11 protein-coding genes are annotated in these 12,022 nt (G+C 67.8%); 10 read left to right on the forward strand and 1 reads right to left on the reverse strand.

The genetic code is table 11. The annotated features are described in order from the left end of the window. Positions 1-371 precede the first annotated feature (371 nt). Both QTH90_RS27520 and QTH90_RS27525 read left to right on the forward strand, forming a co-directional pair. Positions 372-2,279, forward strand: a complete 1,908-nt coding sequence (locus QTH90_RS27520; RefSeq protein WP_286667764.1) for an ATP-binding cassette domain-containing protein — start codon at positions 372-374, stop codon at positions 2,277-2,279. A gap of 73 nt (positions 2,280-2,352) precedes the next feature. Next, positions 2,353-4,116, forward strand: coding sequence for a phospholipase D family protein (locus tag QTH90_RS27525; protein ID WP_286667765.1), 1,764 nt, complete (start codon positions 2,353-2,355; stop codon positions 4,114-4,116). 18 nt (positions 4,117-4,134) lie between these two features. Here the strand turns inward: QTH90_RS27525 and QTH90_RS27530 are convergent, their stop codons facing one another. Continuing rightward, positions 4,135-5,565, reverse strand: coding sequence for an aminotransferase-like domain-containing protein (locus tag QTH90_RS27530; protein WP_286667766.1), 1,431 nt, complete (start codon positions 5,563-5,565; stop codon positions 4,135-4,137). A 102-nt stretch (positions 5,566-5,667) separates the two neighbouring features. Here QTH90_RS27530 and QTH90_RS27535 point away from each other — a divergent pair, with 102 nt between their 5' ends. Genes QTH90_RS27535 through QTH90_RS27570 form a run of 8 tightly spaced genes read left to right on the forward strand, consistent with a single transcriptional unit; the run spans position 5,668 to position 12,000 of the window. Then, positions 5,668-6,267, forward strand: a complete 600-nt coding sequence (locus QTH90_RS27535; RefSeq protein WP_286667767.1) for a LysE family translocator — start codon at positions 5,668-5,670, stop codon at positions 6,265-6,267. Further along, complete coding sequence (locus tag QTH90_RS27540; RefSeq protein WP_286667768.1) at positions 6,264-7,193, forward strand: DMT family transporter; 930 nt, start codon at positions 6,264-6,266, stop codon at positions 7,191-7,193. Before QTH90_RS27535 ends, QTH90_RS27540 begins: the two co-directional genes overlap by 4 nt. Positions 7,194-7,216: 23 nt before the next feature. Further along, complete coding sequence (locus QTH90_RS27545) at positions 7,217-8,431, forward strand: aminotransferase-like domain-containing protein (RefSeq protein ID WP_286667769.1); 1,215 nt, start codon at positions 7,217-7,219, stop codon at positions 8,429-8,431. Between the two features lie 47 nt (positions 8,432-8,478). Continuing rightward, positions 8,479-9,114 (forward strand): LysE family translocator, encoded by a 636-nt coding sequence (locus QTH90_RS27550; RefSeq protein WP_286667770.1) that lies wholly within the window; start codon positions 8,479-8,481, stop codon positions 9,112-9,114. Position 9,115: 1 nt separating this feature from the next. Further along, positions 9,116-9,757: a glutathione S-transferase family protein gene (locus QTH90_RS27555; RefSeq protein ID WP_286667771.1), complete on the forward strand. Its 642-nt coding sequence runs from the start codon at positions 9,116-9,118 to the stop codon at positions 9,755-9,757. A gap of 5 nt (positions 9,758-9,762) precedes the next feature. Then, entirely contained in the window at positions 9,763-10,668 is a 906-nt protein-coding gene (locus QTH90_RS27560; RefSeq protein ID WP_286667772.1) for a PhzF family phenazine biosynthesis protein, read from the forward strand. A gap of 10 nt (positions 10,669-10,678) precedes the next feature. After that, positions 10,679-11,365 carry a VOC family protein gene (locus QTH90_RS27565; protein WP_286667773.1) on the forward strand — a complete coding sequence of 229 codons (687 nt, stop codon included), beginning with the start codon at positions 10,679-10,681 and terminating at the stop codon, positions 11,363-11,365. 2 nt (positions 11,366-11,367) lie between these two features. Next, a complete protein-coding gene (locus QTH90_RS27570) occupies positions 11,368-12,000 on the forward strand; it encodes a LysE family translocator (RefSeq protein ID WP_286667774.1) in 633 nt (210 codons plus the stop codon). The last annotated feature ends 22 nt before the right edge of the window (positions 12,001-12,022 follow it).

A 12,022-nucleotide genomic window follows, 5' to 3' on the forward strand; every position in this document is an offset into this window, starting at 1 on the left:
ATGCAAACTTTTTTCATCCTCTCGCTTCGATTTGCACCTGACTTCTTTTCAGAAACTTCAGCACGCTTCGTTTTGAGCGGAGCCTTCGATTATGACACGATTTTTTGAATCACGTCAAGTCCGAAGGACTTTTTTCAACTTCTTCCGACTCACCCCTCGCAGCACCTTGCGGAGCCACTCAGCGAGTCGTTTTCTGCTGAGCCTTCGATTATGACTGGTTTTTTCAACCTTCGTCAACTTCTTCGGACTTTCTTTCTTGGCCTTGTTAGCCGCCCCTGAGGACCGGTCTGACAGAAGACGCCTTCGCGTTTTCAGCCGAGCCCACGAGTATATGCCAAGAATCGAGTCCTGGATCGGATAATTCGTGCCACATGGCACTCATCACACTCCTCGACGCCCAACTCGCGTTCGGTCACGTCCCGCTGCTCGATCATGCGGACTTCTCTCTCATTGAATCGGAGCGCATCGGCCTGATCGGCCGCAACGGGGCGGGCAAGTCATCGCTCCTCAAGATACTGGGGGGCCTGGAGAAGCCCGATGACGGCACGCTGCAAGTCCAGCAGAACCTGCGCGTCACCTATGTCGCACAGGAACCCCTTCTTGATATGGATGCCGACGTGTTCACCGCAGCGAGCGCAGGACTCGCGGAGGTGATCGCGATTCGCGACCAATACCTGTCCGGCGCTCCCGGGCTCGACCTGGACGCGCTCCAGTCCCAGATCGAAGCGTTCGACGCGTGGAACTGGGAGCAGCGTGTCGACGAGACCCTGCATCGCCTGCACCTGGATGGCACCGCCCGTATCGGCTCTCTATCGGGCGGCACCCGCAAGCGCGTCGCACTCGCGCAGGCGCTCGTCGCCGCCCCCGACGTGTTGCTGCTCGACGAACCCACCAACCACCTCGATCTCGATTCCATCGAATGGCTGGAGCAGCTGCTCATCGACTTCAAGGGCAGCGTGGTGACCATCACCCACGATCGCAGCTTCCTGAACCGGGTGGCGACGCGGATCGTCGAGCTGGACCGGGGAAAGCTCGCCTCCTACCCAGGGAACTTCGAGCAGTACCTCATACAGAAGGAAGAGCAGCTGGCCCAGGAGGCCGTCATCAACGCCAAGGCCGACAAGCTGCTGGCACAAGAAGAGATATGGATCCGCAAGGGCGTGGAGGCCCGCCGCACGCGCAGCCAGAGCCGGATCAGCCGCCTCGAGGCGCTCCGTGCCAACCGGTCCGCACGGCGCGATGTCCTGGGCAGCGTGAACATGGATGTCGCTTCGGGCCAGGCCAGCGGCAAGATCGTGGCGGAGCTGACGGAAGCCACCAAGTCATTCGGCGAAAAGACGGTCATCCGCAAGTTCAGCGGCACGATCCTTCGCGGGGACAAGGTCGGGCTGATCGGGCCGAACGGCGCCGGCAAGACCACCTTGCTCAAGTTGATCCTCGGCGAGCTGGAGCCCGACAGCGGCAAGGTCCGCCGCGGCGCCAACCTGCAGGTCGCCTACTTCGACCAGATGCGCAACGCCCTGAACCTCGACGCCACGCTGGAAGACTTCATCAGCCCCGGCAGCGAATGGATCGAGATCGGCAGCCAGCGCAAGCACGTCAAGAGCTACCTGGCGGACTTCCTGTTCTCGCCCGCACGGGCGCATTCGCCGGTGCGCTCTCTCAGCGGCGGCGAGCGCAACCGGCTGCTGCTCGCGCGCCTCTTCGCACGCCCCGCCAACGTGCTGGTGCTCGACGAACCGACGAACGACCTCGACATCGACACGCTCGAACTCCTCGAAGACCTGCTGCAGAACTACGACGGCACGGTCTTCCTCGTGAGCCATGACCGGACCTTCCTCGACAACGTGGTCACGAGCACGATCGCGTTCGAAGGCGATGGCCGCTGGCGCGAATACGAAGGCAGCGTGCAGGACTGGCTGACCCAATCGAAGCGCGCGCGCGAAATCGCCGAGCAGCGCGCGGCCGCGGCGGCTCCGGTCGCGGCACCGGCCCCAGCCCCCGCGCCGGCACCTGCGGCGGACACCGCTCCCCGCACGCCCCGCAAGAAGCTGAGCTACAAGGAACAGCGCGAGCTCGAAACCCTGCCCGCGCAGATCGCGGCGCTGGAAGACGAGCAGAAGCGCATCACCGAAATCCTCGAACTCGATGGCGGCGCCATCTACGCCACCGACGCATCGCGCGCCGCGGAACTCGGCGAGCGCCATGCGCGCATCGACGACGAACTGCTCGCCGCACTGGAACGCTGGGAAGAACTCGGCACGGCGCGCCAGGGCTAGCGGCGTTCTTGTCCGACGCCCGGCACGCCCGGGCTGCGCTATATATGCGGCACCCAGGCTTCCCCCTCGCCGAATGTCGTCATTCCTCCGGCACCTCGCCATCCAGCTGCAACGCTCCCTCGCGATCGGAGGCGTGGTGCTGTGCCTCACCGCGTGCGCCGAGCTTCCCAAGAACGTGGACCGCCCGGTCTCCACTGCGTTGGCCTCGCCCGCGGCCGCGGACACGCCGTTGGCGGCAGTGGTGCAGAAACGCCGGGAGGCCGCGAAGGGGCGCTTCGATTCCGGCTTCATGCTGCTCGACGGCGCCCCGGCCGCCTACGGCAGCAGGCTCGCACTCGTGGAGGGCGCGCAGAAGACGCTGGACCTCCAGTACTACGCAATCCATGCCGACGCCAGCACGGCGCGCCTGCTCATCGGCGTGCGCGACGCGGCCCGGCGGGGCGTGCGCGTACGCATCCTGCTCGACGACTTCCACAGCACCGGCCGCGATGCGCTCGTGATGCGCCTTGCTTTCGAGCCCAACATCGAGATGCGGATGTTCAATCCGCTCGCCGGTGCCCGGGCGTCGACCGTGGGTCGCCTCTTCAACTCGCTCGATGACGCATCGCGAATCCAGCAACGGATGCACAACAAGCTCTTCATCGCCGACAACGTGCTTGCGGTGACGGGCGGGCGCAACCTCGGCGACGCCTACTTCGGCAACGCCAGCAAGGCGAACTTCATCGATCTCGACGTGCTGGTGGCGGGGCCGATCGTGCAGGACCTGTCGCGGAGCTTCGACGCCTACTGGAACAACGAACGCGCCTATCCGGTCCAGTCGCTCGTGACACGCGAGGAACTCGACGAGATGCGTGCCCAGGTGAAAAAGGCCGATGCGGCCCAGCGAGACCCACCGGCCGCAGGCGGCTCGCCGGCATCGGCCGACAGCGAGCAGCGCCCGCAAGGCGACGCCCCGACACCCGAACAGCGCGCGCACGCCTGGGACCAGAAGGCGATGGATCTCGGCACGGCCATCTTCGTATGGGCGCCCGCCGTCGTGCTGGTCGACCGGCCGGGAAAGATCGCGGCGGATGACGCCGGACCGAAGAGCGCCGGCGCCGGCAAGGCCCCCGGCCTCGTGGTGACACGACAGAGCGGCCGGCCGGCCGGCGCGCGGCCCGGAAATTCGCTCGACGCCGCGGCCGCCACGGCGGCAAGCGGCGACACCGTGGTCGAAGGCCTGCTTCAACTGATCGGCACAGCCCGCAACGATCTCCTGATCATCTCCCCCTACTTCGTCCCGGGCCCCGACATGAAGCAGGCATTTGCCTCGGCGCGGGCGCGCGGCGTGAGGATACGGGTGCTGACGAACTCGCTGGCCTCGAACGACGCGCCCGTGGCTCACGTCGGCTATGCGCGGCATCGCGAGGAACTGCTCGCGATGGGCATCGAACTCTATGAACTCCGCAGCGAGCAAGCGGGCCTGGGCAGCGCATTCGGCAGTTCCGGCAGCAACATGTCGGGCGAATCGCGGTCGATGCTGCATTCCAAGGTGCTCGTGATGGACGGCCGCATGCTGGTGGTCGGCTCGATGAACCTGGATCTGCGCTCGCAACTGCAGAACACCGAGATCGCGCTGCTGATCCGCAGCGACGAACTCTCGCGCGTGGCGGCCGGCAAGATCGAGACGGCATTGCGCGAGGGCGCATGGCGCGTCGAGCAGGATGACGGGCACCTGGTCTGGCGCGCGCCGCAAGGCAGCGGGCTCCAGGACACGACCACCGAGCCCGACGCCAGCGCCAGTCTCCGGCTGATGCTCAAGATGTTCGGGCCGCTCGCACCCGACCGGCTTCTGTGACCACCGGCCCGGACAAGTTCAGGCCTGCTGGTCCCTGACCCGCGCGAATACCTTCCAGAAAGTCGCGTCCTGCGCGGTCGCGAAATTGATGCGCATCAAGGTGCTGGGCGGCCTGCGGGCATGGAAGAGCGAGCCCGGCGCCAGAAGATAGCCCTCGTCGAGCATCCGCTGCGTGAGCGCGTCGGTATCCACGCCGGTGTCGACCCAGCCAAAAAGCCCCGCCGGCTCCGACGCCAGCTTGCAGCCCGCGGCGAGCGCCAGCTTGACGGTGCGGCCTCGCGCCCCGTCCAGCCGCAGGCGGACGCGCTCGGCATGCCGGCGCAACTGCCCCTGGTCGATACACCAGGCCAGGGCCTTCTCGAACAGCGAGGGCGTCGTCAAGGTGGCGAGCAGCTTGGTTTCGAGCAGGCGCCCGACCAGCTGCGGCGACGCCGCGAGGAAGCCGATGCGCCAGTTCGGCGCGAGGATCTTCGCGAAGCCGCTGACATAGATGGTGCGCTGCAGGCCATCGAGCGCGCTGAGCCGGGTCGCGTGCTCTGGCGCGAGGTGGCTGTAGGTGTCGTCCTCGACGATGTGGAAGTTGTGCCGGTTGGCCAGCTGGAGCACGCGGTGCGCGCTGCCCGGCGTGAGGCTGTAGCCCGTCGGGTTGTGCAGCACGCTGACGCTCACGAACAGCTTGGGCTTGTGGCCTTCGCCGGCATTGCAATAGCGTTCCATGACCTCGAGGTCGGGCCCGTCGGCCTTGCGAGGCACGGGGAGGATGCGCATGCCCAGCGCTTCGAGGCGCGCGAACTCGAGCGCCCAGCCCGGCTCCTCGACCATCACCGGATCGCCCGCGCGCAACAGGGTCCGGCTCACGATATCCAGCGCGTGCGTGGCGCCGACCGTCGTCAGGATCTGTTCCGGCCCGGCCGGCACGTTGATGCTTCCCAGCTTGGTGGAGAGGCTGCGGCGCAACCCGCTGTCCCCTTCGGGCTCGCCGTACTGCAGCGAAAACTCCTGCAGGGCCTTGGTGCTGGTCACGCGGCGGACGGCGGCGGGCATGAAGGTCGACTCCAGCCATTCGGGCGGGAAAACGCCCATGCCGGGTTGCGGCTTGTCGCTCGGGCGGTGGAACATGCCGCGGATGAGGGTGCTGGCATCGGCCGCCACGATCTGGGGAGGCGGCGGCTGGACGACCAGGTTCATGCTCGACGAGGCCGGCCCGCCGTTGGCGGCGACCGAGTCGCGCACGAAGAAGCCACGCTGGCGCCGCGCTTCGACGAGCCCCTGCGCCAGCAGCTGGTCGTAGGCCGCGACCACGGTGTGCGGGCTCACGCCCTGCTGGCGCGCACACTCCCGCACCGAGGGCAGGCGCGCTCCGGGCGCCAGCAGGCGGTTGCGAATCCGCTCGGCGAAGCGGTCGGCAAGTTGCTCCGTCAGCGACTGGGTGGAGGTGCGTGTCAGCATGCGTGTGTTGTGTCTGTGTCGATCCTCAGGCCAGTACAGTCGCACCTCATGTCCGGCAATCTGTACTGGAACTGTAATGGTCATCAGTTTAAAGTGTGTCCCATGAACTGGCAAGAATTCACTGCGCTGCTGGTGTTGGCCACGGCGATGAGTTTTTCGCCAGGGCCGAACACCACCCTTTCCACCGCCCTCGGCGCCAACGGCGGCCTGCCGCGTGCGATGCGTTTCGTCATCGCGGTGCCCGTGGGATGGACCCTGCTGCTCGCGCTCTGCGCGGCCGGCATCGGCGCACTGGTCGTGGCCGTGCCATCGCTGCGCTGGATCATCAAGGCGCTCGGCATCGTCTATCTGCTGTGGCTGGCATGGAAGCTCAGCGGCAGCGCATCGCTGGGCCAGGCCGACGGCGGACAGCTCCGGGTCGGCTTCAAGCAAGGCGTGATGCTGCAGTTCCTCAACATCAAGGCCTGGCTGCTGGCACTGACGCTGGTCGCGGGCTGGATTGCCGGGCAGCCGGATGCGTTGCGGCGTTTCGCGATCGTGGCGCCGGTCATGCTGGTCTACGCGTTCACCAGCAACTTCGTCTACGCACTCGCCGGGGCGCTGCTGCGCAACTGGCTGGCCCAGGGGCGCCGCCTCCTGTGGTTCAACCGTGCGATGGCAGCCGTCCTTGTGTTGACGGCCTGGTGGATGCTCAGCGTATGAAGGTCAAGGACGAAACGCTCGGCATGTGGCTCGGCGTGCTCGGCGTGGCCTTCTTCGCGATCACGCTGCCGATGACACGGCTCGCCACGGGCACGCAGGCCGCGCCCCAACTCTCGCCGTGGTTCCTGACGCTCGGCCGCGCGGCGCTGGCGGGCGTGCTGTCCGCCATCTTCCTGCTCGCCACCCGCTCGCCCCTGCCCAAGCGCGGGCAATGGAAGCCGTTGGGCATGGCGGTGCTCGGCAACGCGATCGGCTTCCCCTTGCTCCTCGCCTTTGCGCTGCGCGTGGTCAGCGCCAGCCACGCTGCGGTGATCACCGCGCTGCTGCCCCTGGCGACGGCAGCGTGCGCCGCCTGGGTTCTTCACCAGCGCGCACGGCTGGGGTTCTGGCTTTGCGCCATCGCGGGCAGCCTGCTGGTGGTCGTGTTCTCGCTGCTGCGCGCCGAATCCCACGGCGCCGGATTCGGCTTCGAGTGGGCCGACGTGCTGCTGGTCTGCGCGGTGTTTGCCGCTTCGCTCGGCTACATCTACGGCGCGCAGGTCACGCCGGCGCTGGGCGCCGAGCGCGTGATCTGCTGGGTCTGCGTGCTTGCGCTGCCCATCTCGCTGCCGGGCACGCTGTGGCTGTGGCCGCAGCAACCGGTCGACACATCCGCCTGGGTGGGCTTCGTCTACGTGGGCGTATTCTCGATGTGGGTCGGCTTCTTCGCCTGGTATCGCGGCCTCGCCATGGGGGGTGCGCTGCGGGTCAGCCAGACCCAGTTGCTGCAACCCTTTCTCTCGATCCTCGCCGCCGTGCCGCTGCTCGGCGAGCCTCTCGACATCGTGACCCTCGGCTTCGCCGCCGCCGTGGTCGCCACGGTGGTCGCGGGGAAGAAGCTCTCCCAGCCGCGCAACCCGGCCGCTCTCGCGACGGTCACGCGATAGATATCGCACATCAAGGAAACAACATGAACTGGAAACTCGCCGCCCGCGCCGAAAAGATGAATCCCTCGGTGCTCCGTGAAATCCTCAAGGTGACCGAGCGTCCCGGCGTCATCAGCCTCGCGGGTGGCCTGCCCTCGCCCAAGACCTTCCCGATCAGCGACTTCGCCGACGCCTGCGCCGAGGTGCTGCACAAGGATGGCCAGGCGGCACTCCAATATGCCGCGAGCGAAGGCTACGGCCCGCTGCGCGAAGCGGTCGCGGAGATGCTGCCGTGGGCTGTCGACCCCGCCCAGGTGCTCATCACCACTGGCTCGCAGCAGGGCCTGGACCTGATCGCCAAGGTGCTGCTCGACCCGGGCAGCCGCGTGCTGGTCGAAACGCCGACCTACCTCGGCGCACTGCAGGCCTTCTCGCCGATGGAGCCCGAGCCGGTCAGCGTGGCCAGCGACAACGAGGGCGTGATCGTCGAAGACCTGGTCGCCAAGGCCCGGGACGCGCGTTTCGTCTACCTGCTGCCCAACTTCCAGAACCCGACCGGGCGCACCATGACCGAAGAGCGCCGTGCGGCCGTGTCCGCCGCTGCGGCGAAGGCCGGGCTGCCGATCGTCGAGGACAACCCCTACGGCGAACTCTGGTTCGACGAAGCGCCGCCGCTGCCGCTGACGGCGCGCAACCCCGAAGGCTGCATCTACCTCGGCTCCTTCTCGAAGGTGCTGGCACCCGGCCTGCGGCTGGGCTTCATGGTCGCGCCCAAGTCGATCTACCCCAAGCTGCTGCAAGCCAAGCAGGCGGCCGACCTGCACACGCCGAGCTTCAACCAGCGCATGGTCTCCGAAGTGATGAAGGACGGCTTCCTGTCACGCCACGTTCCCACCATCCGCCAGCTCTACAAGCACCAGCGCGACGCCATGCTGGCGGCGCTCACGCGCGAAATGAAGGGATTGCAGGTCGAGTTCACGCAGCCGGCCGGCGGCATGTTCCTCTGGGTGCGCATGCCCGAAGGCATCGACACCGTCGCGCTGCTGCCCAAGGCGGTGGAACGCGGCGTGGCCTTCGTGCCCGGCGCGCCTTTCTATGCCGCGGGCGGCGATCCGCGCACGATGCGGCTGTCCTTCGTGACGGCAAGCGTCGACGAAATCGACACCGCGATCGCCGCACTGGCCGAGGTCGTGCGCGAGCAACTGGCGCACAACGCAGCGGCCGAGGTGCAGCGCCAGCTGGCCGCCAGCCCCGCCTGAACCAGCAACCGTCACGGAGCGGCGATGCGCATCGACGTCCTCACGCCATGATCGACGGCGGCACGCTCTCGTTGTTCCTGCTCGCGGTGCTGGCGTTGTTCCTTTCGCCGGGGCCGAACATGGCTTTCGTCCTCTCGCATGGCATCGCCATGGGGCCGCGCGCCGGTTTCGCCGCCGGGCTGGGCATTGCGGGTGCGGATCTGGTGCACACGCTCTGCGCGGCGACCGGCATCACCGCGCTCGTGGCCGCGTGGCCGCCGTCCTTCGACGTGCTGCGCTATGCGGGAGCGCTCTACCTGCTGTGGCTGGCATGGCAGGCGATGCGCTCCGGCGACGCCGGCCTCCAGGGCCGGGCCGAGGCCGTGAGCTTCGGGCGCGTCGTGCGCATGGCCTGGCTCAACAACCTGGTCAACCCGAAGGCGCTGCTGTTCTTCATGGTGTTCCTGCCGCAGTTCGTCTCGCCCGCACGCGGCAGTGTGCCGATGCAACTGCTGCAACTCGGCATTGCGCTCTCGCTCGCGGGCCTGCTATTCAATACCATGCTCGGCGCGTGCAGCGGCCAGATCGGCCGCTGGCTGCAGCGCCGTCGCGCGGCTGGATTCCAGCGCGGCGTTCTGGCTACGGTGATGCTCGCGCTGGCGCTGCGTCTTCTCTTCATCGACCGTCCATCCAAGGGACTCTGACATGCTCAACATCTGGGGGCGCATCAGCTCCATCAACGTTCGCAAGGTGGTGTGGTGCGCGCAGGAACTCGGGCTCGACTTCCAGCGCACGGAGGCCGGCGGCAAGTTCGGCGTGGTGCAGACGCCCGAGTACCAGCGGCTGAATCCGAACGCGCTCGTCCCGGCCATCGACGACGGCGAGGGCGAGGAACGCGTCACGCTCTGGGAATCGAACGTGATCGTGCGCTATCTCTGCGCGAAGCATTCGATGGGCAGGCTCTACCCCGACCTGCTGTCCGAGCGCTTCGATGCCGAGCGCTGGATGGACTGGCAGCAGACCACGCTGAACCGGGCCAGCGGGGGCGCGTTCCGGCAGTGGGTGCGCACGCCGGCGGCGCAACGCGATCCCGAAGTGATCGCGCAGTCCGTCAACACCACCGAGCCCCTGTTCGCCATGCTCGACGCCCATCTCGCCACGCGCACCTTCATGCTCGGCGAACACTTCACGATGGCCGACATCCCGGTCGGCTGCGAAGCACACCGCTGGTTCGGCCTGCCACAGACCGAATACACCCGGCCCACCTGGCCGAACGTCGAACGCTGGTTCGGCGACCTGCGCATCCGCGCCGGCGCACGCGGCGTGCTCGACCTTGCACTCGAATGAACCCGATGACCACCCGCCCCTTCAAGCAAGTCGACGTCTTCACGTCGACACCCTATTTCGGCAACCCGCTCGCCGTGGTGCTCGACGGCACCGGCCTCGACGACGCCGCGATGCAGCGATTCGCCAAGTGGACGAATCTTTCCGAAACGACCTTCCTGCTGCCGCCCACGGAGCCGTCCGCCGACTACCGCGTGCGCATCTTCACGCCCGGCGGCGAGCTGCCCTTTGCCGGCCACCCCACGCTGGGAAGCTGCCATGCCTGGCTGCAGGCCGGCGGCAAGCCGAAGTCCGGCTCGCACATCGTGCAGCAGTGCGCGCAAGGCCTGGTGCCGATCCAGCGCGAAGGCGAGCGGCTGGTCTTTGCCGCCCCGCCGCTGCGGCGCAGCGCACCGAGCCCCACGCTGCTGGCCAAGGTCGCGGCGGCACTCGGCCTCAAGGCCCAGCAGATCGTCGCGGCGCAATTGCTCGACAACGGACCGGTGTGGCTCGGACTCCTGCTGGACGACGCGGACACCGTGCTCGCCCTCAAGCCCGACCACCGCATGCTGCGCGAGCTGGGCCAGAAGGTCGGCGTCGCGGGGATCTGGTCGACGGAGGATTCGCCTCCGCTGATCGTTCGCTCCAATCGCGAGGCCCGTGCATTCGCCCGCACCGGGGAAGCGCCCGCCGGGATCGAAGTCCGCGTCTTCGCGGCACCGGTCGGCATCGAGGAAGACCCGGTCACCGGAAGCTTCAACGCCAGCCTCGCGCAGTGGCTCATCGCCGACGGCCAGATGCCGGAACGCTACATCGCCGCCCAGGGCCAGACGCTGGGCCGGTCGGGGCGGGTGCACGTCACGCGCGATGCCGACGGACAGGTCTGGGTCGGCGGGTCGTCGGTGACCTGCATCGACGGAACGGTCGCGATCTAGGGCACTCGCGATGCAAGCGCGCGTCGATCACCTGGTCATCGCGGCCCGCACACTCGACGAAGGCGTGCGCTGGTGCCAGGCCACCTTCGGCGTGGAACCCGGTCCCGGCGGCGCGCATCCGCTGATGGGCACGCACAACCGCCTGATGAAAGTGGCGACGGCGGACTTTCCGCGCGCGTATCTGGAAATCATCGCCATCGACCCGAAAGCCAGGCCCGCACGGCCGGTGGATGCCCGTCGCTGGTTCGACCTCGACGACGCCCTGCTGCAAGGGGCACTGGCGCGCGGCGGTCCGCGGCTCATCCATTTCGTCGCCGAAGTGCCCGACGCCAATGCCGCCGTGCAGGCGCTGGCCAATGTGCGCATCGATCGCGGCCACGTGCTGGAGGCGTCGCGCGACACGCCGGCAGGTCGCCTGTCGTGGCAGATCACGGTCCGCGACGACGGCCAGCGGCTTTTCTATGGCGCCCTGCCGACGCTGATCGAGTGGGGGCCGGTGCACCCGACCGACAGCATGGCCGACTCGGGCGTCACGCTGCGCTCGCTCGATCTCGCCCATCCGCGCAAGGCCGACCTGCAAGTCGCGCTCCAGGCCATCGGCCTGTCTGGCGTCTCGCTGGCGACCGGCGCACCCCGCCTTCGCGCCGTGTTCGACACGCCGCGCGGCCCCGTCACACTCGAATCCGAAGGAATCTGAACATGCTGAGCGCCACCGAACTCGCCTGGTTCTCGCTCGCCGCGCTGGTGCTCGTGCTGACACCCGGCCCCAACATGATCTATTGCGTGTCGCGCACGCTGTGCCAGGGGCGCGCGGCCGGACTCATCTCGCTGGCCGGCGTGCTGCTGGGCTTCGTGATGCACCTGATGGCAGCGGCACTCGGGCTCACCGCGCTACTCGCCGCGGTGCCCTTCGCCTTCGATGCGATCCGGCTCGCTGGCGCGGCCTATCTGCTCTGGCTCGCCTGGCAGGCAGTGAAGCCGAACGGCACTGCGCCTTTCGAAGCGCGACTGCTGCCGGACGACCCGCCGGCCAAGCTCTTCAGCATGGGTTTCCTCACCAACGTGCTGAACCCGAAGGTGGCGATGTTCTACCTGTCCTTCTTCCCGCAGTTCCTGCATCCGGAGCGCGGCTCCGTGCTGCTGCAGAGCCTGGCCCTGGGCGCCGTGCAGATCGGCGTGAGCGGCGCGGTCAACGCGATGCTCGTGCTGACTGCGGCCAGCATCACGGCCTTTCTCTCGCAGAGCGAACGCTGGCTGCGCGCGCAACGCTATGTGATGGGCAGCGTGCTGGCGGGGCTGGCCGTGCGCATCGCGATGACCGATCGCAAGTAGCGCGGCGAGCGCCCGGCGCCTC

It is taken from the genome of Variovorax flavidus (assembly GCF_030317145.1).
GTDB classification, from domain to species: Bacteria; Pseudomonadota; Gammaproteobacteria; order Burkholderiales; family Burkholderiaceae_C; genus Variovorax; species Variovorax flavidus.

Bases quoted from the DNA above. Each gene is read 5' to 3' on its own strand.
- QTH90_RS27520 (WP_286667764.1), top strand. From the start codon at position 372: ATGGCACTCATCACACTCCTCGACGCCCAACTCGCGTTCGGTCACGTC.
- QTH90_RS27525 (WP_286667765.1), top strand. From the start codon at position 2,353: ATGTCGTCATTCCTCCGGCACCTCGCCATCCAGCTGCAACGCTCCCTC.
- QTH90_RS27530 (WP_286667766.1), bottom strand. From the start codon at position 5,565: ATGCTGACACGCACCTCCACCCAGTCGCTGACGGAGCAACTTGCCGAC.
- QTH90_RS27535 (WP_286667767.1), top strand. From the start codon at position 5,668: ATGAACTGGCAAGAATTCACTGCGCTGCTGGTGTTGGCCACGGCGATG.
- QTH90_RS27540 (WP_286667768.1), top strand. From the start codon at position 6,264: ATGAAGGTCAAGGACGAAACGCTCGGCATGTGGCTCGGCGTGCTCGGC.
- QTH90_RS27545 (WP_286667769.1), top strand. From the start codon at position 7,217: ATGAACTGGAAACTCGCCGCCCGCGCCGAAAAGATGAATCCCTCGGTG.
- QTH90_RS27550 (WP_286667770.1), top strand. From the start codon at position 8,479: ATGATCGACGGCGGCACGCTCTCGTTGTTCCTGCTCGCGGTGCTGGCG.
- QTH90_RS27555 (WP_286667771.1), top strand. From the start codon at position 9,116: ATGCTCAACATCTGGGGGCGCATCAGCTCCATCAACGTTCGCAAGGTG.
- QTH90_RS27560 (WP_286667772.1), top strand. From the start codon at position 9,763: ATGACCACCCGCCCCTTCAAGCAAGTCGACGTCTTCACGTCGACACCC.
- QTH90_RS27565 (WP_286667773.1), top strand. From the start codon at position 10,679: ATGCAAGCGCGCGTCGATCACCTGGTCATCGCGGCCCGCACACTCGAC.
- QTH90_RS27570 (WP_286667774.1), top strand. From the start codon at position 11,368: ATGCTGAGCGCCACCGAACTCGCCTGGTTCTCGCTCGCCGCGCTGGTG.